The sequence below is a fragment of the Saccharothrix ecbatanensis genome, from assembly GCF_014205015.1.
Classification (GTDB): Bacteria; Actinomycetota; Actinomycetes; order Mycobacteriales; family Pseudonocardiaceae; genus Actinosynnema; species Actinosynnema ecbatanense.
Genome location: NZ_JACHMO010000001.1, coordinates 957,265 through 981,021, shown reverse-complemented (window position 1 = coordinate 981,021; position 23,757 = coordinate 957,265). Strand labels below are relative to the sequence as shown.

Sequence of the window (23,757 nt, the reverse complement as noted above, 5' to 3'; positions counted from 1 at the left end):
CGTCACGCGGTCAGCGGCGGCCTCACGACACCCGTTCAGCCCAGCGGGCAGCACCCGTTCAGCGCTACGGCGAGGACGACCAATCGCCGTATGTACCACAAGACGATTAATCAGGATCCATTTGATGCACAGCACCACTCAACCGTAGTCGAAACATGCAAACCAACATATCGCCACACAAAGGGAGCACAAAAATGACGGATGGCATTGCATACGACAAGCTCACCAAGGACCAACTATCGGGCGTCAGTTGCATCCACTGCGGACGCGTTCCGGTCAATCTGAAAGTAGTCGAAAATAGTACCGACACGACGCTGGTTGCCTGTTCAGAAGAAGATCGCATGATGTGCGAGCGCAAGGTTTTCTGGCTGGATTCACCTTGCCCGCCGTGGTGTGACGGGCTACACGCGGACAATGACCACCCCGATGATCGTGGTCACTATTCTTCTTGGCAGGGCAGGGTGCCGTTGATCAACGAGAAGGCGGAAACCTACGGCGACCTGTCGAAGGGGCCGTTTCAACCGGAGTACGTCGCGCTCCACATCCGCCAGATGGTCCGTGAGCATCGTGCCATGATCTGGTGCGGACTGGGCGAGACCGCGAAAGGCTGGCACCTCACACCCGCAGAAGCTCGCACCTTGGCCAAGGTGTTGATGGAGGCCGCCAACTTGACCTCTATTGCTCCGAAGATGGCGCCGTCCATCAAGGCTGCGTGACCAGCCGCCTCCACCTGGCCGACAGCAGGATCACCTTGGCAGACATCGGTACCGGTTCGGGCCAAATCCACGCTTGCCCGGTCCGCAAGGAGGAGCGTCGCGCGAGCAGTGGTGGAGCTTCAGCAGCGGACGACCGACTACGACGCATTGAGTGATCGGAGGTCGCAGCCAACCGACCCACGCGGAGATCCGATGAGCTGCTCGCTGATCGACCAACCACAAGCAAGATCAAACGGCGATCTGGCGGCGACCGGAACGCGGTGGAAGTTGCCGGAACTCGGCTTGACCGTGAGGAACGACCGGCTCTGACCTGCGCCAGTCGAGAAAGCGCAGGTCAGAGCCGGACCCCATATCTTTGACACAGCAGCGCATCGTCCGCGTGGCCGTGGACCAGGCCCAGTCCGCCTGGCGGCAGCTCGACCCGCGCGACCCGTTCGCCTCCTGGGTGGAGGAGATCCGACCGCAGATCGTAGCGGCGGTGGAGGAGGCGCAGCAGGAGTCGGCGGCGCTGGCACCGCTCTACATCGCGGGCACGCTGCTGGCTGTGGGCGCGGTGTCGGCTCCGCTCGCGCTGCTGGTGGCCTCGGCGTTCGTCGGCCTGGCCGCCAACGGGCTGTTGATCTCGGCGTTGACGGACTTCGCGTTCGGCTTCTACCGCCGTGCCCGCGCCGCCGACGTGCCCGAGACCGAAGCCCGGCCTGGCGAAGCTGCTGACCTACGTGTCCACCGAGACCAACGACACCGCCCGCCTCGCGCTGCACGTCGGCGCGGTGGTCGAACCCGACATCGCCGGGTACGAGCGGGTGGTGACCCTGCCCGCGTGCGGGCGCTGCATCCTGCTGTCGGGCCGGTTGTACCGGTACTCGACCGGGTTCCTGCGGCACCCGCGCTGTGACTGCTCGATGCGGCCGGTGACCTCGGAGCAGTGGCGCGAGGGCGGCAGCTCCGACAGCCCACGAGCACTGTTCGACGGGATGACCCTCGCCCAGCAGGACAAGGCGTTCGGCAAGGGCGAGGCCGCCGCGATCCGGGCCGGTGCCGACATCGGCCGCGTGGTCAACGCCCGCCGTCGCAACCAGGTCTACGTGGCTGGCGGATACGAGTTCACCCGCGAGGCGATCACCAGCCGGGGCATCGGCCAGCAGCGCGGCGAACTGGCCAAGAACAGCGGCCGGTACCGGCGCTCCCAGGTGCCCCGGCCCACCGCCGCCCAACTCGTCAACACCGTGGGTGAAGACCAGGCCGAGCTGGTGCGGCAGCTACGCCGCTTCGGCTACCTCAGGTAGGCACGCAGGTCACACAGGTTGGCAAGGTCAACTTCAGCGTTTTTGAAGCCGATCTATCTAGGTAGATAGACGAGCCCTTTTTTTCTTTCGACGGGCGAGCCAGTCAAGAGTCCGGCCGCTCCTGCGGCCAGGACGGTTCCCGCTAACCAGGCCACCTGCGCAACGGTGAGACCGCCATCCACACCGGCCATGACCTGGGCGCCGGCCGAGGTGGCGAGCAGCGCCGCGACAGCGAGCGTGCGCACCGGCCGGTTGTTCACGCGCGGATCTTCCCACGTCCGCCCGGCTGCGCACGTCACACGAAAGGGGGTTTCCGCCCTGTCCGACAACCCGACCACCCCACCCGCCCCGGAACCGCCCGCACAGCCGCCCTCAGCCCCTCCACCGGCCGCTGAACCGCCCGCCCCGTCCCCACCCGGCCGAGGGCACCGGGAAGGACGCCGAGCCTGATTACCGGGCGCTGTACGAGGAGGCCCGCACGAAGCTGACCGGTGCGGAGGCCAAGGCGCGGGAGAACCGCGAGAAGGCCCGCCGCCTGGACGAGATCGAGGCGGCGAACAAGACCGACGCGGAGAAGGCCGCCGAGCGCGCGACGGCCGCCGAAGCGCAGCTCGCCGCGCTGCGCCGCACGGCGGTGGACGCGGAGATCCGCGCCGCCGCGTCCGGCTGGGCCGATCCGACCGACGCTCCGCGCTACCTGGACAACCGGGACCGCTACCTCGGCGAGGACGGCACGGTCGACACCGCCGCCATCACCGCCGACCTCGCCGCGGTGCTCGCCCAACGCCCGCACCTGGCCCGCGTCGACGGGCCGCGCCGACCTGCGCCCGACCCGTCGCAGGGGCAACGGCAGGGCGGGCCGTCCGGTGTCGCCGAGCAGATCCGCGAGGCCGAGGCGCGTAGCGACTGGGCCACGGCCATCTCGCTGAAGAACCAGCGTCTCGCCGAGCAGGACCGCACGGCGGCACCCCGTATCCCTTGACCCGTAAGGAGAATCGTTGCCCGGTATCGCCGCGATAGCGAACACCTACAACAGTCCCAACTACGTCGGCGAGCTGTTCGGCCTCACGCCCACGGACACGTCGTTCCTGTCCTCGATCGGCGGTCTGACCGGCGGGCGGCGGGCGAACGCAATCGTGCACACCTGGACCGTGTACGACCTGCGCCCGCCCGACCCCAACCGCCAGCGCCTGGAGGGTGCGGACGCCCCGCCCGCCGAGACCCGCATTCGGGGCCAAGACCGCAACGTTCTGGAAATCCACCAGGAAACCGTCGGCATCACCTACACCCGGCAGTCGACGCAGAACATGTTCGCCGGGACCTGGGCGGCCAACCCGAACGCCGCCGCGATCGACGGCACCAACGCCGTGCCGAACGAGATGGACTGGCAGACCCGCCAGGCGCTCGTGCAGATCGCCCGCGACGTCGAGTTGACGTTCCTGATCGGCAAGTACCAGGAGCCCACCGACAACTCCACGGTGCGCAAAACGCGGGGCATCCTGGAGGCCACCCGCACCAACGTCATCACCAACGCCACCCCGCAGCCGCTGACCGAGGCGCTGATCATCGACCTGATGCAGAAGGTGTGGGAGAACGGCGGCATCCAGATCAGCGAGACGGCCACGCTGATGTGCAACGCCTGGCAGAAGCGGCAGCTCACCAACGAGTTCGTCACCAAGAAGAACTACCGCGAGGAGACCCGCAACGTCGGCGGCGTCGCGGTGTCCACAATCGAAACCGACTTCGGCCGCGTCAACATCATGCTCAACCGGTACATGCCCACCGACACGGTGCAGGTGGTCAGCCTCGACCAGTGTGCCCCGGTACTGCTGGAAAAGCCCGGACAGGGATTCCTGTTCTCCGAACCGCTCGCCAAGACCGGCAGCACGGACCGGGCGCAGATCTACGGCGAGATCAGCCTGGAGTACGGGCCGGAGATCGCACACGGCAAGACCACCAACCTCACAACCGGCCCGACAGGCGGTGGTGCGTGAAGTTCACCAGCAACCGCTACAAGCAGCTCGTGATCCACGACCTGGGCGTGAGGTTCACCGACGGCGAGGCCGAAGTGACCGACAAGATCATCATCGAGGCCCTGGGCGCCCTGCCCGCCGATCTCTGCATCCGCGCGGCCGGCGGTCGTCCACCTCGTACTCCCACCACCGAATAGACACGTTCGGCGTCGTGACGGTTCGGTGGTGCGGCACGATCAAGTAGGAGCAACCGACCCGAGGGAGGGCAGCCGATGGGCGTACTGCGGACCGCCGCGCGACGCAGACCGGCGCTACGTGGACCGGCGCTGCGGCTGCCCTTCGCCGGCCACATCGCCCTGTGGCTGCTCTTGGGCGTCGTCGTGGCCGCGTTGACCGCCTGGGCGTTGTGGCTATTGCTCGGACAGCCCGCCCTGCGTCCGGCGAGTTCCGGGCCTGCGAGCACCCAGGACAAGTTCGATGGGCTCAAGATCGCGCTGACCGTGGTCGGCGGTATCGGCGGCGTCATCGCCCTCACCGTCGCCTACCGCAAACAACGACTCGGCGAGGCCGCCGAACGCCGCGAGGACACCAAGGCATTCACCGACCGCTTCACGAAGGCATCCGAACTCATCGGCTCACCCCAGGCGGCTGTCCGTCTGGCAGGCATCTACGCCATGGCCGCCCTCGCCGACGACTGGGACGAGCACCGCCAGACCTGCATCGACGTCCTGTGCGCCTACCTGCGAATGCCCTACGACCCACACACCACGACACCGCCATCGGGCAACCGAGGACTCGGACTGCGCAAACCATCCCCCCGCCGCGACACCACGCACCCGGCTCCGACATCAGCTGGCGCCGCGTCGACTGCGGACCATCGCGAGGAACAACAGGTCCGCCACACCGTTATCCGTGTCATCGCCGCACATCTCCGCCCCACGTCCCCCGTGTCATGGAACGGGCATGTCTTCGACTTCACCGGCGCAACACTCGACGGCGGCGACCTCACCAAGATCAACCTCGTGCCCGGAACCATCATGATCTTCCGTGACGCAACGTTCCCCCGCGGCCAAGTCAGCTTCGTAGGATCGAGCTTCTCGGGCGGCCAAGTCGACTTCGGGCGCGCGACGTTCTCCGGCAGCCAAGTCAACTTCTGGGGCGCGACGTTCTCCGGCAGCCAAGTCAACTTCTGGGGCGCGACGTTCTCCGGCAGCCAAGTCAGCTTCGTAGGATCGAGCTTCTCGGGCGGCCAAGTCGACTTCGGGCGCGCGACGTTCTCCAGCGGCCTGGTCGATTTCTCGGCTGCGGCTGTATCCGATGTGCTGCGGCAATTCGATTTGCTGCCTGACGATGCTGCAAGGTGGGTTCGGCTGCCGACTTCAAGGTAACCAACAGTCGCGATATTTCCTCGCCGGTCGCTGGGGTGATGGATGACACCCTTGGCCACCGTCGCCGATGTCCAGGCCCGCACCGAGGTACAGCTCACCGCCGAGCAGCAGGCTCGCGCGGCGGTGCTGGTCGGTGACGCCTCGGCGATCGTCCGTGCCCGTGTGCCGGAACTGTCCGATCCGCCGCCCGCGACCGCGCCGGGTGTGCTCGCCACGGCCGTGCTGCGGGCGTTGGCGTCCCCGCCGGACGGCAACAAGTCCGAGACGGTGGGCGGGCATTCACGCACGGCCGCACACGAGGGCGGCGGGCTCTACCTGACCGACGACGAGTTGGACCTGCTCCGGCCGCCCGCGCCAGCGCCGCGCGGCGCGTTCTCAATCTGGACGGTGTGACCTCGACGGATCCGCCGGATATGGCAGAGCGCCAGCCCGTTGTGACGGGTCCGGCGCTTCTCCTCCCAGCATCGGCGGACTCTCCCGCCGACTTAAGCGATTCAGCCTCGTTTCACCTGATTGGAGCACGCATCTAGCTACCTCACCGCTTCCTCGTCGTGACCCCGACGCCGGTCACCGACGCCTACGACAACCCCACCCCGGACCTGGACTACGGGCCGGACGCCCCGCGCCGGGTGATGTGGGGCCTGCTCCAGCCGGTCACCTCGTCCGAACCCATCGAACCGGGCCGCCGCCCGGTGGTCACCTCGTGGCGGATGTTCGGCATCGAACGCCTGGCCGCCCGCGAGCGCATCGAGTGGCAAGGCCGGGTGTTGGAGGTCGACGGCGAACCCGACCTCTGGGAACCCCGGTTCGGCCACGTCCACTACGAGACCCGACTCAAGCACGTGGAGGGCTGAACGATGGACGCCTTCCACGGCTTCCGCCTCGACCGGGACGGCGTGCGCGAGCTGCTGAACTCGGACAGCTTCCGGGACGCGGTGCAGGCCGCGGCCGATCAGGTCGGCGCGGTGGCGCGCGGCGCCGGTCACCGCGTCACCAGCGGCGAACTGCTGCCGGTCGAGGTCTTCGCTGATCCCCGCCACGACCGGGCGGCCTTCACCGTCGCGGTACGCCATCCCGCCGGGGTCGGCATGGAGGCCCGCTACGGCCTGCTCAAACGCAGCGCCGAGGCGACCGGGTTGGAGGTCGACGGCCTGAACGCGGGCGAGGAGACGTGACGCTGCCGGTCCCGGTCGACGTGGCCGAGCTGGTCGTCCGCGCCCTCCGGCCGCAGTTGGCCGCTCGCCCCGAACCGGTGCTCGCCGGCATCAAGGTCTCGACTCAGGTCGGTACCGGCCCGGACGGCGGTCCGCCGTCGCTTCCGTGGCTGCTGGTCGCCGAGGACGGTCACACCTGGCAGTGGCCGGCTGTGCAGCGTGTGGTGGTCCGGCTGACCTGTTGGCACCGCTCCGAGCACGCCGCCAAAGCCGCCGTGGGCCTTGCGTTGGCTCTGCTGTGCGCCCCCCGACCGGCACCCGGCTTGACCGGCGGCGAACCCGTCAGCGGCCCACTCGGCGGGCTCGACCCGCACACCGACCGACCCCTGGCCACCGCCGCCGCTGCGGTGCGCGCCCGCTCCACCATCCGCTGAACCCTCGTACCCGCATCTCGGGAGGCTGCCCGCCTCCCGGCACCACTTCCAGGAGAGCGGCCCTCCCGCGTTCCTCCTGGAGGTCGTCCGCTTGGCCCTGAACCCCACCCTCGTCCGCGTTCCCGGCACCGGAGAACTGTCCCTCGCCCCACCGGGCACACCCGAACCGCCCGACCCGACAACCCCGCTCCCCGCCGCATGGAGCGGCCTGGGCCTGTCCACCGAGGACGGCGTGACGATCCGCCGCGCGGTGGAGAAGTCCGGAACCACGCATTGGCAACAGATCACCCCCGCGCGCTACATCTACACCTCCCAGGAGTTCGGCGTCTCCAGCGTCTTCCAGGAGATCAAGGGCGCGGTGCTGTCGGCCTACTTCGGCGGGATGGTGTTCACCGAGACCGCCGCCGGGTCGAAGAAGTACCGCGCCGAGATCTCCTCCGTCCCCAAGGGCGACGAACGCGCCCTGTGCGTCGACTGGGTCGACCAAATCTCCGCCACGGCGATCTACCACCACCGGCTCTACGTCCCGCGCGCCGAGGTCTCTGAAACCCAGGACGCCCAATGGACCCGCACCCAGGAAGCCCGCTGGGGCCTCACGTTCGCCGCGCTCGCCCCGGCCACCGGCACCACGTTGGCCGTGTGGCTCACCGACGACCCCGCCGTACTAATGGCACCGAGCGGAGGTGCTACGCCCACGGCTTCCACTCAATCCAGGTGAACAGGGCGATTGCGGCAGCGGCGATGGTCGACAGGACCACGAACAGACCGCGCCTTCTCAGCCGCTGCCACCAGCCCTCCGGCTTCGGAGCTTCCTCGGGGGCCTGGACGCTGCTGGTCCCTCCTCCAGACGCCTGACTGTTCACGAACGAAATGTTGTTTCGCCTTCCGCCGTTGAACACGACGTTGACCGCCTGATCGGCGGCTTCCTTGCTGGGTAGGGTCTCTTCGTTCGGCATGACTGCGATCATCTCAGCCACCAACTTGACCAGCGCTGTTCGCACGTGTTCGACGACGCCCTTGATGCTCGACCGGGAAGCCACCCAGTATAGCCGGGTGATCCGCCTGGATGGATCGTTCATCTCGTCGTGCATGAACTTGATCAGCGTGGCCGAGTCCGGCAACGCCAGCTTGAAGTGGTCCTCGGCGGAATTCGCCAGTTCCTCAAGGTGGGCGATGCCATTTCCGAAGGGGACTTCGTCGCCAATGTGCTCCTGGACGAAGTCCGGCAGGTCGTAACGGCTGATCTGCTCACCCTTGACCTGACCGCCGAACGGGAGCAATCCGTCGATGGCGATGATTGCAGGCACCCTGCGGTACTGCGGAATGCCCTGGCCGTTCTTGTAGCCATCCAGTTCGGTCTGCGCCCAATCACGGAGCTTCTCCGAGCCCGCGCGTCCCCCGAGGGCGATGCACTTGCGCAGCAAGGTCGTGATCGAGACCCGGTCGTCCAAGGCTCCACGCTCGATCTCACTGAGCAACCCACCATCCCGCTTCTTCACGTTCACAGTATCGCTCACGCCAACGCGGAGAGGTACGTAGCCAACCCGACCACGGAGGAGACCTGTACGTGAGCCGATCCCAGCGCCGAGAGGCCACTAACCGCCCGCCTGCGCGCATTGAGCACGCCGTGATGTGGCGCGGTAAGCGCTTCACCCTGCCGTCCGCCTCGGAGTTCCCGTTGGCGGCGATCGAGGCCGAGGAGGAGGGCAAGGTCCTGCTGTCGCTGCGGATGATCCTCGGTGACGAGCAGTACAAGACGTGGCGCGGTCTGGCGACCACGGCCGCCGACGCAGAGCACTTCTCGCAGACGATCATGCGGGAGCTGGGGCGGGGAAACCCCTGATCGTCGCCCGCCTGCTGGCGGACGACACCACCGCGACCGCACTCGAAGTCGACCTCCTGCGCTACGGCCTGGACCTGCTGGACCTCTACCGGGGCGGGTTGTCGTTCCGGCGGGTGTGCGCTGTGGTCGCGCACCTGCCCGACGACGCCGCCGTGTGGCGCGCGACCGGACCGGATGCCGGGTGGACCCGCCCGGAAGTCCTGCTCGCCGCGCTGGAACGCCGCGTGACCCTGTTGTGGGCCACGGTCGCTACGACGCTGGGCGGCAAAGTCACCGACGCCGACGTGGCCGCACCCCTGGATCTCGGCGACACCGCCCCGCCCGCACCCGCAGGGGGTGAACCCCAGGTCGAGACGAAGTCCCTGCGCGAGATCGCGCTGTGGATGCGGGGAGCGTGAGCGCTCCTGGCAACCGTCGGCCACGCCTACCTCACCATCCTGCCCAGCCTCCAGGGCCTGGGGCGTCACGTCCGCGACCAGATCAACCAGGCCGAGCGCGGCGCACCCGACATCTCGTTGGGCGCGCAGATCCAGACCGCGCTGGTGCGCGCCCAACTCGCCGCGCTGGCGCGCGAGGGTGACCGAACCGCGTTGCGGCTGCTGGCCCAGCTCGACACTGGGCAGGCCGAGTCGGAGTTCGCGGCGCTGCGCCGCCGCCTGTCCGGGCACACCGTCACCGTCCGCACGGTCCTGGACCGCTCAGTCGGCGCGTCCGTGCGCGGCCTGGCGCAGCTCGACACCGGCGTCGCGCGGCTGACCGGCGGCATCACCGCGCACACCGCGACCGTGGGCGCGGCGACGGTGAAGTACGCGGCGCTGGCCGGTGGCATCGCCCAGGTCCTCGGGCTGATGGGTGGGCTCGGCGCGGCGGCCGGGACTGCGGCCGGGTCGCTGCTGATCGTCCCGGCGATCGGCATCGCCGCAGCGGTGGCGGTCCGCACGCTCAAGCTCGGCGTCGACGGCCTCAACGACGCCCTGACCGCCGAGACTCCGGCCGAGTACGCCAAGGCGGTCGAGGACTTCCCGTCCGCGATGCGGGAGACCACCGACGCCGTCCGCGCGCTGCGCCCGCAGCTCGACGGGCTCAAGCTCGACGTGCAGGCCCGCCTGTTCGCCGGACTCGGCGGCGAGGTCTCCGCCCTGGGCAACCGGTACCTGCCGGTGCTGCGCGACGGCCTGGGCGGCATCTCCGACGGCTACAACCACGCCGCACGCCAGGCGGCCGGGTTCGCCTCCGAAGCCCGCACCGTGGACGACGTCCGGCTGATCCTGGACAACACCGGCCAAGCCGTCCGCGCGCTGGCCGGTGGTGTGGCGCCGCTGCTGCGCGCCTTCCGCGACATCACCGCCGTCGGCAGCGATTTCCTTCCCGGCTTCGCCTCCGGGATCGGGGAAAGCACCGAACGGTTCGCGCAGTTCATCGCCACCGCCCGCGAAACCGGGCAACTACGCGAGTGGATGTCCGCCGGCCTCTCCGCACTCGGCGACCTGGCCACCCTGCTCGGCAACGTCGTCCGGATCGTCTCCACCGTCCTGAGGGCCGCCAACGTCCAATGCGCGGGACTGCTCCAGACCCTCAACTCGGTCACCGCCTCCATGCTCGCCTTCCTCCGCAGCGCGGAGGGAACCCGCGCCCTGCAACAAATCTTCGGCGGCCTGGGCGCGATCGCGGCGGCGCTGCTGCCGCTGCTCGCCGAAGTCGCCCGTGTCACGGCGTCCGTGCTCGCGCCCGCCATCGCGCAACTCGGCCCGATGATCGCCCAGGCATTCGGCACGCTCGCGGGCGCGGTCGAGCCCGCGGGCCGGGTCCTGGCCGCGCTGGCACCGCTGGTCGGGGTCGCGGCACAGGCGTTGGCGTCGCTTCTGGTCCCGGCGTTCGAACTGCTGGCCGGGGTCACCGCCGCACTCGCACCCGCCGTGTCGCAGGTCGTCGGCGAACTCGTCGGCGGAGCCCTCACCGACGCCGTCCGCGCACTGGCCCCGGCGCTGATCGGCCTCGCCGAGGCCACCGCGCCCCTGATCGTCCAACTCGGCCAACTGCTCGTGCAAGCCGTCCAGATCACCGCCCCCGCCCTGGCGAACCTGCTCCGAGTCCTGACCCCGATCGCCGTCGAGGTCGGCGGCGCGCTGCTCACCGCCCTGTCGGCGGTCCTGCCGCTGATCGGGCAACTCGCCGACGTGTTCGCCCGCGTGCTGCTGGCGGCGCTTCAGGCGGTGCTGCCGGTGCTGCCGGTGGTCGTCTCCACGGTCCAGCGGCTGGCCGAGGTGCTGTCGGTCGGACTCGCGGCGGCCACACCGGTACTCGTCCAGATCGGACAGTTGCTCGGCGAAACGCTGGCCGTAGCGCTGCAAGGACTCCTGCCGCTGCTGTCGCCACTGGTCGAAGGGCTCCTCCGGATCACGACTGAGGGCCTGCTCCCGCTGGCCCAGGTCCTGCTCCGGCTCGCCTCCGAACTGCTGCCCTCCGTGCTCCAGCTCGTAGAGCTGCTCATGCCCGTGGTCATGCAGGCCGTGGACATACTCGCCACCTGGGCGGCGATGGTCGCGCGGGTCGCGGCCGAGATCGGGTCGACGCTGATCCCGATCCTGAAGTTCCTGATCGACAACGTCGTCGGCCCGACCTTCGCGCGCATCGTGGACACCGTGTCCGGTGCCCTGCGGGTGATCCAGGGCGTGCTCGACGTCGTCATGGGCGTGATCACCGGCGACTGGTCCCGCGCCTGGTCCGGTGTGAAGGACATCGTCTCGGGAGCCTGGCAGGCCATCACCTCCGGCATCGACGCCGCCACCGGCGGGCTCGTGTCGTTCGTCGCGGGCATCCCCGGCAAACTCCTCGGCGCGCTCGGCGATCTCGGATCGCTGCTGGTCGAGGCGGGCAAGAACGTGATCCGGGGCCTGCTGCGCGGCATCGAGTCCATGGTCAACTTCCTGCGCGACAAGCTGCGCCAGGTGACCGACCTGCTGCCCGAATGGAAGGGACCGCCCGAGCGGGACGCGAAGCTGCTGCGCCGCAACGGTGTCCTGATCATGCGCGGGCTGATCTCCGGTCTGGAGGCCGAGGAACCCGCCGTGCGCGCGTACCTGTCCGACCTGACCCGCAGCATCCCCCGCATGACCGCCCCCGCCGACGTCCGCGCCGCAACCGGCCCGGATCGGATGGTCACCCCGACCACCACGACCACCGGCACAACACAGCCGGACTGGGACGAGCTGGTGGAAGCGGTGCGCGAGCTGGCCGCGCGGCCAGTCGTGGTGCAGGTCGGCGCTACCGAGATCGCCCGCGCCACCGCAGACGGCGACCGCATCCTGTCGAGGAGGTGAGCGCCCGTGCGTTCGCTGTGGATCGACCGCCAGGGGCGTTGCGGGAGATCCCCGACACCGCAACGGAGTTCGACCGTTCGGTGTCGCTGGGCGTGCAAGAGTTCGCCTCGCTGGCGGGCGGGGTGACCACCACCCGGTTGGCCACCCCGCCCCGCCGCCTCACGCTGTCCTGGTCGGCGCTGCTGCCCGACCACGCCCGGTGGCTCGATGCCCTGGCCCGCCGCGCCCACGGACCCGGACCGCTGGCCGTGCTCGACCCCGCCGGCGACAACCTGTTGGAGGCCGGTCAATCCCTCGGGCGCACACCCCGCCGGATCTCCCTCGCCGGGTGGGGCGCCCTGGCCGAACGCGCGGACGGGACGCTCACCGTGACCGATACGCGGGACAACAGCAGCCAGCTCTACTACCTGCCGCCGTACTGGGCCGGGTGGCCGGTGCTGCCAGGTGTGCCGGTCTCGTTTACCAGCGACCTGACCCGCAGCGGCGGCGCGCGGGCCGTGCTGGACTTCTGGGACGGCGCCGGAACGTTCCTCGACTCCGTCGGCCCCGTCTCGCCCGTGGCGACCGCCGTCCCGCCCGCCGGGGCGGTGTTCGCCTCGCCCAAGGTGTGGCTGCCCGCCCTCACCACGCCCACCCCCGTTGGCGGCGCCCTGCTGCGCCTCGGTGAACCGGTTGACGCCGCCGAACCCATCCCGGTGGGCGACGGCTGCCCCGCCATGACCGTCACCGGCTACGCCGACCGCCCGCGGCTCCCACACCGCGACCTGTCGCTCACCCTCGTGGAGGTGCGCCGTGCTCCAAGCTGACCCCGCGCTGACCGCCGCCCTCGGCGAACCCGAACGCGTCCACACCAGCCTCACCAGGCTGGGCGGACGCGACCTCACCGGACAGGTCACCGCCTGGTCGCTGGACCGGGCCTACGACTCCGACCTGCCCGCCCCGATGCGCGCCACCAACGGCAGCGCCTCGGCAGAGCTGCGCATGACCCTGACCGGCACAGCGACCAGACCGCCGCCCAGCTCTACAGCCCCTACGCCCCGCACGCCACCGCCGACATCACCCGACCCCGCCAATCCGTGCTGCACGGCTGGGGCCTGGCCGACGACGCGCTACCGGCGTTCCGGGGCTTGGTGCGCGACCGCATCACCGACTCCGGCACCGGGCGGGTCGAGGTGTCGGCGCTGGACGGCGCGGAACGGCTACGCGGCGCGGCCCGCCTCCCGGCCGCCGTCTCGGTCAACACCGTCCCGATAGCCTCGGGCACCTGGGTGGTGGACAACCTGCTGCGCGACGCGGGCATCCACACCGCCCCTCCACCACGCCCCGACTGCATCCTCTACGCGTCCATGCACAGCGGCATCGCACCCGACGTGGGCTTCTACCGCACCCACTCCGGCTCCATCGGCTACACCCGCACCCGCGCCCCGTGGGAGATGGCCGCGCTGCCCGGCTCGACCACCACGAGCTTCACCGTCCGCTGGGACCCACGCACCCGCACCACCGTGCCCGGCCGGTCGCTGTTCGTGGAGTGCTGGGTGGACACCAGCACCATCGGCCCCGACACCGGGACGGTCGCGCTGTCCTGCTTCTACCAGGCCGACGGCGCGACCAACTCCGTCGAGTTCGGAGTGGACTTCAAGTCCGACCCGCAACGAGCCTCGGCCAGCTCGGACGGGCAGTTCGCCACCCAGTTGTTCCTCACGCCGCTGCCGGTCGGGCGCTGGCACCTCGGCTGTTTCTGGTCGTTCAACGGAACCCAGCCGTCGGCGCGCGTCTTCATGTCCGGCCCGGACGGCCACTACAACGAGTTCAACCCCGGCACGCTCGGCGGAATGCCCGCCGGAGGCACCCAGCTCAACTACATCTCGCTGACCTCCGGGCTGCCGGTCGAGGCGGTGCAGGTCTCGCTGACGCTGACCCAGCCCACTCGCGCGGACTTCGAGGGGCCGACCTGGCAGCGCGGCGCGGTGCTCGACAACCTCACCAGCACCCTGACCGCGATCCCGCCCACCCAGGGCTCGGCGTGGGAGGTGATCAGCGCCGTGGCCCGCGCCGAACAGGCCACCGCCTCGTTCGATGAACACGGCATCTTCCGCTACCGCAACAACACCCGCTTCACCACGCCTGGAAACCCGGTGCTCACCGCCACCAGCGCACGCGAGATCGCCGGACTGCGGGTATCGGAAGCCATCGACTCCGTCCGCAACGTCATCGACGTGCCCTATTCCGTCCACACGATCGGCTCCACGCGGGAACGGTTCACCGAGACCACCCGACGCAGCATCCCAGGCTTCTCCACCCTGACCCTGACCTACAACTACGACTTCACCGAATACGACAGCCCACCGCCGATCGCCTACGTCACCACCACGCCCAGCACCACCTCACGGGTGCGCTGGTCGACCACCAGCGACGGCAGTACCGGGATCCACGGGCGGGTGGAGTCCACCACCGAGCGCGACGGCGCGACCCTGCGGATCACCTTCCGCAACACCGGGTCGAGCACCGTCTACATGCTCACCAGCGGCAACGTCCCATCGCTGTCGATCTACTCCGTCGAACTGGCCAACAACGGCCCCTCCCAACGGATGCTGCGACGAACCGACACCACCAGCGTCACCCGCTACGGCGCGCAGGTCTACCAAGTACAGGCCACCCCGTGGCTGCAAACCTCGGCCGCCGCCTCGTCGGTCGCCTCCTACCTGCTCGCCGTCGCGAGCTCTCCACTACCCGTGCTCGGGGACGTCGAGATCCTGCCCGACCCGCGCATCCAACTCGGCGACCTCGTCCGCATCACCGACACCGTCGGCGCAGCCCTGAGCACCCCGGCATGGGTGGTCGGCATCCGCACCAGCGGCGACGACCAAGGGCGCATCCGCCAGGTCCTCACCCTGCGCGCCACGCTGAGCCCCGGACCATCCACCGACCAGAACCTCTACCCAGACCCGCCTATCGACCCCGACGCCCGCGCCGTCCTCGCCCGCGAGGGCGTCCGCGTCCCGTAGTGGGAGGCGAGGGGTCGAGTTCCAGCGAGAGCGTTACCCAACGACCTACCCGCAGCAGCGCGCGTACCCGCGCATGGAGGGGCTTCACGGCCACCAACCCGATGATCAGGACAATCGCCACCACCACAGCGATCCCGAACCAGAACCAACCCGACACAAGTCCTCCAGCTTCGGCTCTCAGGTCGAGCGCCTGGCTTCCTGCTGGTCGTTCATGTCGAGGATCTGAACGCACCGCAAACCAACCCTGTTCCGGCTCGATTGACCTGTACTTCAGGCCAACGGGACAGAGGACAACTGTGAGGGTTGGGATTGTGGTGATTCGGTCTTACGTCAAGCACCTCGTCGAGTGGTGCGTGAAGCAGGCCGCAGCCTAGCGCAGGGGGTGGCCCCCTGGACCTCTCCCTCCTGCCAAGCCTCGGCGTAGCCGGTGCCCTGGTGGTGGTCGTTGGCTACCTGCTCTCGGCCAACCACCGGTTGATGACCGCCAACCGCAGCGACCGCGCCGAGTACCTGGCGGCGCTGGCCGCGCGCGAGACGGCGCACGCCGCCGAGCTCACCGCCATGCGCACTGCCCACGCCGCCGAACTGGCAGCGCTGCGCACCCGTATCGGCAAGCTCGAACGCCGCCTCGCCGGGCTCGAAGGCGAACTCGACGCCGAACGCGACCGCCGCCGACGCGCCGAAGACGAGGCCGCCGCCGCGCGGCGCAGCGAACCTCCACCCACCTGACCGACCTACGCCCGTGAGCCGACACCGCCCCGGTGTTCGGCCGCTTCGCCATGCCCGAAAACCGGAAGGAACACGTGGACTACGGCATCGACATCAGCTCCTGGCAGGGCTCTGCAATCGGCTGGAACGCAGTCAAGGGCAACAACATCTCCTACTGCTCGGTGAAGGTCACCGAGGGCACCGGCTACGTCAACCCCGCCGCCACCGCCCAGGTCGACGGCGCCCGTGGCGTCGGCATCCACACCGGCGGCTACCACTACGCCCACCCCGGCGACGTCGCCGGACAGGTCGCGCACTTCGTCGCCAACCTCAACGCCCGCGGGCTGCTCGGCTCCGGGGCGCTGTGGCCGATGCTCGACATGGAAGCCGACGGCTTCGCCTGGGACCCCAACGACTTCATCGCAGAGTTCGTCCGCGAGTACCGCGCACGCTCCGGCCGCCGCGAACTGCTCGTCTACGCCAACCAGCACTGGTTCACCCGCCGCCTGCGCCCCGACGAGTGGGCCGACGACCACGTGCTGCTGTGGGTCGCCCACTACAACGGCGACCCCGGCCGCCCCTACTACAGCCACCCGCGCCTGGCGATCCACCAGCACTCCCAGGAAGGCATCGTCCCCGGCTTCACCGGGTTCGTGGACCGCAACGCCACGATCGGCGACCGGCGCGTCGGCTCGTTCGTCCTCGACGGCGCACCCGCCCCGGCACCGACCCCACAACCCGCGCCACCGTCCGCGCCCTCGGGCTGGATCGCCTACGTCATCCAGCCCGGCGACACCCTGTCCGGCATCGCCGCACGCACCGGCACCACCGTGGCCGAACTGGCCTCCCGCAACGGCATCGCCAACCCCAACCTCATCTACGCGAACAACACCATCCAGATCCCCGGTGGCGGCGAGCGCTACCAGATCCGGCCCGGCGACACCCTCTCGGCTCTTGCCGCGCGCTGGGGAACCACCGTCGCGGCCATCGCCGCACGCAACGGCATCGCCAACCCGGACCACATCCGCGCCGGGGACTGGCTGACCCGCCCATGACCCACGAGTCCGCCACCGGGATCGAACCCGGCGGCGGCTCCCTCGTACTCTCCCTCGCCCTGCTGCTCTGGCTACTCGGCAAAGCCTCGATGCGCTTCGTCCTGTGGTTCGAGCGGCACGACGGCAACCACCCCAACCCCATTCAGGAGGAATCCTTCGTGTCCGAAACCCGCCCCCGCCCGCTGCGCGTCGCGGGCTCCGTCGGCGGCCTCACCGCACTGGTCACCGGCCTGGTCGGCTCCGGCCTGCTCACCACCGACCAGGGCGACGCCATCACCGGCTTCATCACCGCCGCCCTCGTCCTGCTCGGCACCTTCGGCGTCGTGATCAGCACCGAGCACCGCGTCACCCCGCTGGTCGACCCCCGCGACGCCGACGGCCGCGCCCTGACCCCGGCCGACGACACCGACACCTACTGACCCCGAGGAGCACCCCACCACGACCACGACCACACGCGGGCGCAGGCCCGAACAGATGATCACCCAGAACTCCTACCTGCGCCCACACGGCATCCACACCTTCTCCCTGCCCGCCTGGGCCGGACGCCTCCCGGACGGCCGCACCTACAACACCTGCCCGGCCGCCGGGGTGTGCGCGGCGGTCTGCTACGCCCGCCACGGCACCTACCGCTTCCCAGCCGTGCTCGCCAAACACGAACGCAACCTCGCGCGAGTCCTGGACGACCTGCCCCGGTGGGAAGCCGACATCCGCGCCGAGCTGGCCCACCCGAAGTACCGAGGTGCGGCGCTGCGGGTGCACGACTCGGGCGACTACTTCTCCGACGCCTACGCACTCGCCTGGCTGCGCCTCGCTCGCACCGTCCCGGACGTCCTGTTCTACAGCTACACGAAGTTTACCGACCACAAGTTGACCCGTACGTGCCGTCCGTCCTGCGCCACTTTGAGAACGTGCCGTGCTTGGTTACCGACCATGTTCGGAACGTTCCGCGGAGACGCCGACCGCCAACGGGAGTGCCACATCCCGACCAACATCCACAGACCCCACCAACCACATCGCCGTGGTGGCGAAGACCCGGTCGACCGTGTCTCGCCACCCGTCCGTCTCAACAGACCGGCGGCACACGAGCCTCGCTCATCGCCACGCCCTGTCCGATGTGGACTCAAGTGCGATCCACACCGTTGACAACCGTGCTCGGCCGACATCACTTGACTATATTCCGACCGCCCACAACCTCCACGATGCACCGCTCGAGTAGTCATCGACACAGGTGAATGCAGCCGCATGGGCACATCGACCGCCGCAGGAGTGGCACATCCAGTGCCGCGTGGTGATATGGCGACGGACCCGCAGCATTGCGCCCGCCCGCGTGTTCGCCCGTGGGAGGATGCACCCTCGGCGGAGAGGGGACCGGGTGCACCGGGACGGCGAGGCGTTGACCACCAACCACATCCAAGGCGACACCCGCGGCCCCACCGTCCAAGCGTCCGTGATCAACGGCGGCGTCCACATCCACACCCCGCCCGTACCAGCGGAACCCGCTCCCGCAGTCGAGACGTGGGACCGCGCACCGGTCCTCCCCCACACCATCCGGTCCCTGCTCCACACCCAGATCCAGGCGGCCGAGGACCTGCCGCATCGCCTGCCGGGTGCCCGCCGGCCGTCGCTGGCCGCCGTCTACGTCCGCCAAGACCTGGGCGGCAGCACCGACGAACCGCGCTCCGAGCCGCCCCAGCCGATCCTCGACGGCCACGGCCAATTGGTCGAGGCGCCCGCCCCGCCCGTCGCCCGGGTCGCGGTCCGCCCACCGGCCAGAGCCGTACGCGAAGCTCTCGACACCGATCGGCACCTCGTCGTCGTGGGCGGCGCGGGCCAGGGCAAGTCGACCCTATCGCTGCGCCTGGCCGCCGACATCGCGTCCCGCTGGTTCGCCGAGGGCGACGAACCCCTGACCGAACCCGTGGTGCCGCTGCGCGTGACCGCACGCGAGCTCGCCGCCCGGCGCGGCGTCCCGTTCCCCGAGGCCCTGGCCGACAGCGCCCGCGCCGACTATGGCTCCCTGCTCCACTCACCGCTGACCGCAGACCTGCTGCGCGACCGCGTCGCAGGCTGCCGGTGGCTGCTGCTGATCGACGGCCTGGACGAGGTCGCCGACGCCGATGACCGCGACCGCCTGGTCAAGGCGCTGGCACGGTGCGCGGCCGACTCGCCGTACCGGGTGGTCCTTATGACCAGGCCGGTCGATGGCGGCGCGTTGGCGCCCCTGCACCGCGTCGGGGCGGTGCGCTACGAGCTCCAGCCGTTCGACGAGGAGGCCCTGCGCCGCTTCGCGCACAACTGGTTCACCGCCGAGGGCCCCGACCGGGCCGACCGGTTCCTCCGCCAGATCCACGCGGCTCACCTGGATGAACTTGTCCGTGTCCCGCTCCTGGCCACCATCGCCGCGGTCGTCTTCGACCAACGCGGCGACCGCCCCCTCCCGGACAACCAGTACGAGCTGTACGAGGCGTATCTGGCGTTCCTGCGCTCCGACCGCGCCCCCTCCGGCCCGTTCGAGCAGTACCGCACCCCGCTGCTGGAACACTTGGGCCGCGTGCGTCTGGAGAGCGACACATCCCTCCGCGAAGCGGCCACGACCTGGACCCGCGCTCACCTGATGACCACTGAGCCGCCTAGGGGCTGGGCGGAGGAGCTGACCGCGTTCCTGGCTTCGGTGGGCCCCTTGGAACTGCGCAACGACGACCTGCGCTTCCTGCACCACAGCTTCGCCGAACACCTAGCAGCGACCGCCCACGCCAGGACCCTGGCCACGGCGTTCGCCCCGGAGGAGACCTTCGTCCGCCTCCTGCACGCCGCCCGCCCGCGCGAACGGGGCCGCTTCGCTCGCGCCGTGGCCTTGCACTACTGCCGCCTGCGCCCGGCCGAGGCCGATCCGATGCTGCACTGGCTGCACTCGGGTGACGGGGAACAGCACTTGTTGGCTGCTCGGCTATTGGCCAAGCGCCTGCCTGCCAGCCCCGAGGTGGTGCAGGCGTTCCTGGAGACCGCGCGCGGCTGGGCGATGACCAATCAGTACCCGGCGGCGGCGATCCTGTCGCAGGTCAGCCGGGCGACCGGGTACCCGTGGCTGGCCGAGTGGTTGGTCGGGCTGATGCGCGACGGGGATGCACCCTGGGGCTCCCGGGCCGAGGCAGCGACGACCTTGGCGGCGCGGCTTCGCGGGGAGGAGGCGCCGGAGGCCGTCGCGTTCCTGATCGCGCTGGTCGACAACGAGAGTGCTGCGGTGTCGGTGCGGTTGGCTGCGGCCGAGGGGTTGTCGGAAACCGGTTCGAACGAGCGCGAGGCGGCCGAGCGGGGATTGCGGTCCGTGCTGGCCGATCCGCACGCGTCGGGCCGAGACTGCCGGACCGCCGCGGTGATCCTGTCCGCGTTCGGCGCCGAGACCAACCGCGCCGCGGCCGCGGCGCTCACTGGACTACTTGACGATGCGGAGACACCGACCGCAGTCCTCGTGCAGGCAGCGACCGGTCTGATCGAGATCGGTCCGGACCACCACGCGCGAGCAGCGGAGGCGTTCCGCGGGGTATTACATGACCCCGTGCACAGCCAGACCGGACGGGAAGAGGCGGCACTGGGGATGGCGCAGCTCGGTCCCGACCTGGTTAGCGAGGCGGTCGAGGCGCTGACGAAGCTCGTCGAGGACACCCGGCGAAACATCTTCGAGCGCGTGAACGCCGCCGAAGTGCTCGGCAGGCTTGGGTTCCAGCACCGCACCACCGCGGGTGGACTCGTGCTCGCCATCATGGACGAGCCGGGCGCGACCCTTACCCACCGCCGGTACTGTGCCAGCCGGTTGACCGAGTTCGGCCCGGCATTCCGGGAGCGCGCAGAACAAGAGCTGCGCTCGATTACCAAGCATCCTGGCGCAGCCGCCAACGACGTCATGAACGCAGCGAACGCGCTCGGCAAGCTCGGGCCGGAGTACTTCGCCGAGGCGGCCTCGGTACTGTGGGCGCTGCTGGACGAACTGCATCCCAACAACCCAAATCAGGTCAACGTCCTTCTCAGCTACCTGATTAGGCTCGGGGAACCGCACCGGGCCTCGGCACTGCGGCGACTCCAGGGCATCGCGGCCGATCACGGCGCGATCGCTAGCGACCGCCGCTACGCCGTGAGCGAGTTGATCCGCTCGGGTCCCCGATTCCACGCCGAGGCACGCGGCCACCTGCTGGACATCGCCACCACCGCCCTCGACGCGGGCGTGGCCCTGGAGGCGTGGGGTGAGCTGCGTCAGCTCGACATCACGTTCCACGACCGCGCGTTGGCGGCGCTGCTGGCACCGACCGGTTTTCTTCCAGACCCGATCACCCGGTTCCCCGCCCTGTCCCGGTTCGCGTCGTCCGAGGTGGAGCGAGTGGCCATCGCCGACGTGCTGCTGACCGTTGCCGCCGACCCCACACGGCACTTCCGCTCCCGGTTGGCCGCCCTCAGCGCCGTAGTGTCCCTCGGGCGGGCATTTCACCGCACGGCAGTCGACCGGGCATGCGACCTGCTCCGCTCCGTCACCGTACCGCAGTTCGACTTTCCCTACCTCATGACGCATTTCGATGATGTAGGGCGCGGCCTCCGCCAAAGAATCGCTGAGGTGCTCTACGAGCTGCTACGCCCCGCAGTGGCTGGAGCCGGCCACACTTGGAAGATCGTGGGGGCGCTGGAGACACTGGGATACGCCCACGCTCCAGCAGTGAGGGAAGCCCTCACGGCACTGGTCAATGACGGGTCGGCGGATTCGTCGGTTCGGTTCGACGCCACCACGATGCTCACCTCCCTCGCCCCGAAGGCCGTCTCGACCCTGCCGATCCCGGAGGACGACGTACCACTGACGTCATGGGTGAACGTGGTCCTGCGCCTGACCGCGCTCGGTGCCGACATCGTTTCCGGCGTACGTACTCTGCTCACTGACCGGGACACCGCCCGCCACGTTCGTATAGCGGCCTCGGTGGCACTGCTCCATCTGAATCCCGAGGGAGAGCACGCGGCACTGGAGGAGTTGCGCCGACAGACCGCTGACGGCCACTTAGGATTTAGTGATCGCAGTACTGCTTTCGAGCACTTGGCCGCATTGCGCGAATCGGAGCGACGCAATGCCGTGGCGTTCCACCGGGACGTGATGAACAACGAGGCGGAGAACGTGCACAGCCGTGCCTGGGCTGCGGTTACACATGTTTCCCTCGACCGGTCTACGACCTCGGGTGCCGTCGGTGTGCTGCGCCGCCTGCGGGACGACCCTCACACGACACCGTATGACCGTGTTGTATGCGCACTCTGGCTGGCGCAGATCAGCGCGTACGCAGGCCTTGAACCACACCTGATCATGGCAATCGCCCGGAACCCGACGAACATCGCTTGGCGTAAGTTGTTACTGCTGAACCTCCCCCGCGGCTTACGGACCGAGGTGGAGCGAAGCCTGCTCGACGACCACGAGCTGTCGATCGTGGACCGGGTGCCGGCTAAGGACTACTGGGACGACCTGCCGCTCGCAGCAGAGGCCGAGGCCACCATCCGCGAAGTCCTCGCCGCCCCGGAAACATCGGCCCGTGAACGGGTCAACGCCGCGTACGCCCTATCGACCTTGTCGACCCGGCTCGTACCGGAGGTTGTTCAACTGCTGGAAGAACTCGCCGACAACTCTCCCGCTCCCTCCCGGGCACGCCACGCATTGGCACGGCTCGACCAGGAACATCGATGCCGGATAACAGCAGAGGCTGAGGCGATCGCGATGGACGCGGCGCGTCCGATCCGCGAACGGATCGCTGCGATGAACCTTGTCCTCAAGATCACCACCACGACACCATCGACGCTCGTCGCTCTGCTGCGAGACGTCCTCGTCGACCCGAACTCCTCCAGCCGAAACGAGGCCGACGCGAGGTACCACCTGAGGCGAGTCGACGGCCTCGAACCGCTTCGACGACTGCGAGACTCAGCAAGCACGCCCGTAGCGATCAGGTGCCGGGCGGCGAAACTGTTGGTCGGCTTCGATTTCGAGGATCGGGCTGCGGCTGTGCGCATGCTGGCCACGACAGTCGCCGACCACGCGGTCCGCCCCGCGTTGCGCGTATACATCGCGAATGACCTCGCGTCCATGGGCGAGGCGGGCGGACGAAAGGCGACCGCCTTGGCGCACGAGATGGCCGAGGACACGACGCTGCCTGTGTCGGTCCGTACGAGTGCGGCTGAGATCTTGATTGACGTCGCACCAGCAGCCCGACGCGTGGCCTTGGCGGTGCTCGAAGATCTGCTGAGCACCCCCAACCCCTCCCTTCGCCGTCAGGTCTGGCAGGTGCTCGGCACAGCAAAGCCTACCGAGGCGGCGCTGGGCTTGCTGGCCATGGCGCGAGACCGCGACCTGATTCCCACCGTCCGCGTCCGGTGCGCTGAAACCGCCGTGGACCTGCGGCGCGAGTCCCGTGACGCAGCAGCCGTGGTGGCGCGGGAGGTGGCGTTCGACAACGCGGTTCCCCGGCACATCCGGCGCCGCGCGGCCCGTGCCCTGACCCGGTGGAGCGAGGTGTTCAGGGTCGAGGCCAGGCACCTACTGTCCACCCTCTAGCAACCAGGGCACGGGTGACCCGATCCGCGTTCCCTACCGGAACAGGTGGCAACCTTTCGCCCTGTGGAGTGCCAGAACTCTGCACTCGGGCGTTGAGCTGCGGTGATCGTTGTACCTGCCGAGAACTCCATCCACGCAGGTAGAGGGCGTGCAAAGCCCAAGACCTCGAAGCGCTCACAGCACGGCTGTCATGCGCCGTGGCATCTTGTGCCGCTCGAAAAGTCATCGTCGCTGGTAGAGCGAGGGCCCACCGTCTTGAGAGCATGGCCGGGTGATCGTGTCTCTGCTGTACAGGGTGACCCGAAGG

At 69.3% G+C, this 23,757-nt stretch carries 24 protein-coding genes; 21 read left to right on the top strand and 3 right to left on the bottom strand.

The features are described from left to right. Positions 1–194: 194 nt before the first annotated feature. Positions 195–716: a DUF6907 domain-containing protein gene (locus tag F4560_RS04435; RefSeq protein WP_184916565.1), complete on the top strand. Its 522-nt coding sequence runs from the start codon at positions 195–197 to the stop codon at positions 714–716. A 659-nt stretch (positions 717–1,375) separates the two neighbouring features. Continuing rightward, positions 1,376–2,002: a hypothetical protein gene (locus F4560_RS04430; RefSeq protein ID WP_184916560.1), complete on the top strand. Its 627-nt coding sequence runs from the start codon at positions 1,376–1,378 to the stop codon at positions 2,000–2,002. Between the two features lie 53 nt (positions 2,003–2,055). Here the strand turns inward: F4560_RS04430 and F4560_RS04425 are convergent, their stop codons facing one another. Continuing rightward, entirely contained in the window at positions 2,056–2,262 is a 207-nt protein-coding gene (locus F4560_RS04425; protein ID WP_184916558.1) for a hypothetical protein, read from the bottom strand. Positions 2,263–2,636: 374 nt separating this feature from the next. Between F4560_RS04425 and F4560_RS04420 the strand changes: the two genes are divergently transcribed. The 9 genes from F4560_RS04420 (at position 2,637) to F4560_RS04380 (ending at position 7,669) form a co-directional block, all read left to right on the top strand. Beyond that, positions 2,637–2,984, top strand: coding sequence for a hypothetical protein (locus F4560_RS04420; RefSeq protein ID WP_184916555.1), 348 nt, complete (start codon positions 2,637–2,639; stop codon positions 2,982–2,984). Positions 2,985–3,000: 16 nt separating this feature from the next. After that, on the top strand, positions 3,001–3,996 hold the full coding sequence (locus F4560_RS04415) for an SU10 major capsid protein (protein ID WP_184916552.1): 996 nt from the start codon (positions 3,001–3,003) through the stop codon (positions 3,994–3,996). Then, on the top strand, positions 3,993–4,172 hold the full coding sequence (locus F4560_RS04410; RefSeq protein WP_184916549.1) for a hypothetical protein: 180 nt from the start codon (positions 3,993–3,995) through the stop codon (positions 4,170–4,172). The genes F4560_RS04415 and F4560_RS04410 overlap by 4 nt, the downstream gene beginning before the upstream one ends. Before the next feature lie 75 nt (positions 4,173–4,247). Beyond that, positions 4,248–5,363 carry a pentapeptide repeat-containing protein gene (locus F4560_RS04405; RefSeq protein ID WP_184916546.1) on the top strand — a complete coding sequence of 372 codons (1,116 nt, stop codon included), beginning with the start codon at positions 4,248–4,250 and terminating at the stop codon, positions 5,361–5,363. 42 nt (positions 5,364–5,405) lie between these two features. Next, entirely contained in the window at positions 5,406–5,756 is a 351-nt protein-coding gene (locus F4560_RS04400; RefSeq protein ID WP_184916543.1) for a hypothetical protein, read from the top strand. A 158-nt stretch (positions 5,757–5,914) separates the two neighbouring features. After that, positions 5,915–6,217, top strand: coding sequence for a hypothetical protein (locus F4560_RS04395; RefSeq protein ID WP_184916541.1), 303 nt, complete (start codon positions 5,915–5,917; stop codon positions 6,215–6,217). A 3-nt stretch (positions 6,218–6,220) separates the two neighbouring features. Continuing rightward, positions 6,221–6,538 (top strand): hypothetical protein, encoded by a 318-nt coding sequence (locus F4560_RS04390; protein WP_184916538.1) that lies wholly within the window; start codon positions 6,221–6,223, stop codon positions 6,536–6,538. Next, on the top strand, positions 6,535–6,951 hold the full coding sequence (locus tag F4560_RS04385; RefSeq protein WP_184916535.1) for a hypothetical protein: 417 nt from the start codon (positions 6,535–6,537) through the stop codon (positions 6,949–6,951). The genes F4560_RS04390 and F4560_RS04385 overlap by 4 nt, the downstream gene beginning before the upstream one ends. 91 nt (positions 6,952–7,042) lie before the next feature. Beyond that, positions 7,043–7,669, top strand: coding sequence for a phage tail tube protein (locus tag F4560_RS04380; protein WP_184916532.1), 627 nt, complete (start codon positions 7,043–7,045; stop codon positions 7,667–7,669). On the opposite strand, the gene F4560_RS04375 is transcribed toward F4560_RS04380, so the two are convergent. Then, complete coding sequence (locus tag F4560_RS04375) at positions 7,638–8,450, bottom strand: AbiTii domain-containing protein (protein WP_184916529.1); 813 nt, start codon at positions 8,448–8,450, stop codon at positions 7,638–7,640. The two genes, F4560_RS04380 and F4560_RS04375, sit on opposite strands and share 32 nt — an antisense overlap. 131 nt (positions 8,451–8,581) lie before the next feature. Between F4560_RS04375 and F4560_RS04370 the strand changes: the two genes are divergently transcribed. The 4 genes from F4560_RS04370 (at position 8,582) to F4560_RS04355 (ending at position 12,920) form a co-directional block, all read left to right on the top strand. Further along, entirely contained in the window at positions 8,582–8,794 is a 213-nt protein-coding gene (locus F4560_RS04370; protein WP_221483999.1) for a hypothetical protein, read from the top strand. After that, positions 8,710–9,192 (top strand): hypothetical protein, encoded by a 483-nt coding sequence (locus F4560_RS04365; protein WP_184916524.1) that lies wholly within the window; start codon positions 8,710–8,712, stop codon positions 9,190–9,192. Before F4560_RS04370 ends, F4560_RS04365 begins: the two co-directional genes overlap by 85 nt. Before the next feature lie 117 nt (positions 9,193–9,309). Further along, on the top strand, positions 9,310–12,114 hold the full coding sequence (locus F4560_RS04360) for a phage tail protein (RefSeq protein WP_184916522.1): 2,805 nt from the start codon (positions 9,310–9,312) through the stop codon (positions 12,112–12,114). Next, positions 12,111–12,920, top strand: coding sequence for a hypothetical protein (locus F4560_RS04355; RefSeq protein ID WP_184916519.1), 810 nt, complete (start codon positions 12,111–12,113; stop codon positions 12,918–12,920). The genes F4560_RS04360 and F4560_RS04355 overlap by 4 nt, the downstream gene beginning before the upstream one ends. A 111-nt stretch (positions 12,921–13,031) precedes the next feature. On the opposite strand, the gene F4560_RS04350 is transcribed toward F4560_RS04355, so the two are convergent. Further along, positions 13,032–13,199 carry a hypothetical protein gene (locus F4560_RS04350; RefSeq protein WP_184916516.1) on the bottom strand — a complete coding sequence of 56 codons (168 nt, stop codon included), beginning with the start codon at positions 13,197–13,199 and terminating at the stop codon, positions 13,032–13,034. Between F4560_RS04350 and F4560_RS04345 the strand changes: the two genes are divergently transcribed. The 6 genes from F4560_RS04345 (at position 13,191) to F4560_RS04320 (ending at position 23,450) form a co-directional block, all read left to right on the top strand. Continuing rightward, complete coding sequence (locus F4560_RS04345) at positions 13,191–15,119, top strand: hypothetical protein (RefSeq protein WP_184916513.1); 1,929 nt, start codon at positions 13,191–13,193, stop codon at positions 15,117–15,119. The two genes, F4560_RS04350 and F4560_RS04345, sit on opposite strands and share 9 nt — an antisense overlap. Positions 15,120–15,554: 435 nt before the next feature. Beyond that, on the top strand, positions 15,555–15,848 hold the full coding sequence (locus F4560_RS04340) for a hypothetical protein (protein ID WP_184916511.1): 294 nt from the start codon (positions 15,555–15,557) through the stop codon (positions 15,846–15,848). A 32-nt stretch (positions 15,849–15,880) separates the two neighbouring features. After that, a complete protein-coding gene (locus tag F4560_RS04335; RefSeq protein ID WP_221483334.1) occupies positions 15,881–16,882 on the top strand; it encodes a GH25 family lysozyme in 1,002 nt (333 codons plus the stop codon). Beyond that, positions 16,879–17,301, top strand: coding sequence for a hypothetical protein (locus tag F4560_RS44070; RefSeq protein ID WP_246477723.1), 423 nt, complete (start codon positions 16,879–16,881; stop codon positions 17,299–17,301). The genes F4560_RS04335 and F4560_RS44070 overlap by 4 nt, the downstream gene beginning before the upstream one ends. Positions 17,302–17,356: 55 nt before the next feature. Then, positions 17,357–18,025, top strand: coding sequence for a GP88 family protein (locus F4560_RS04325; protein WP_184916505.1), 669 nt, complete (start codon positions 17,357–17,359; stop codon positions 18,023–18,025). Positions 18,026–18,254: 229 nt separating this feature from the next. Beyond that, positions 18,255–23,450 (top strand): NACHT domain-containing protein, encoded by a 5,196-nt coding sequence (locus F4560_RS04320; RefSeq protein WP_184916503.1) that lies wholly within the window; start codon positions 18,255–18,257, stop codon positions 23,448–23,450. Positions 23,451–23,757: the final 307 nt, after the last annotated feature.

Coding starts and splice junctions, on each gene's coding strand:
- F4560_RS04435 (WP_184916565.1), top strand. CDS start 195: ATGACGGATGGCATTGCATACGACAAGCTCACCAAGGACCAACTATCG.
- F4560_RS04405 (WP_184916546.1), top strand. CDS start 4,248: ATGGGCGTACTGCGGACCGCCGCGCGACGCAGACCGGCGCTACGTGGA.
- F4560_RS04400 (WP_184916543.1), top strand. CDS start 5,406: ATGACACCCTTGGCCACCGTCGCCGATGTCCAGGCCCGCACCGAGGTA.
- F4560_RS04390 (WP_184916538.1), top strand. CDS start 6,221: ATGGACGCCTTCCACGGCTTCCGCCTCGACCGGGACGGCGTGCGCGAG.
- F4560_RS04370 (WP_221483999.1), top strand. CDS start 8,582: ATGTGGCGCGGTAAGCGCTTCACCCTGCCGTCCGCCTCGGAGTTCCCG.
- F4560_RS44070 (WP_246477723.1), top strand. CDS start 16,879: ATGACCCACGAGTCCGCCACCGGGATCGAACCCGGCGGCGGCTCCCTC.
- F4560_RS04325 (WP_184916505.1), top strand. CDS start 17,357: ATGATCACCCAGAACTCCTACCTGCGCCCACACGGCATCCACACCTTC.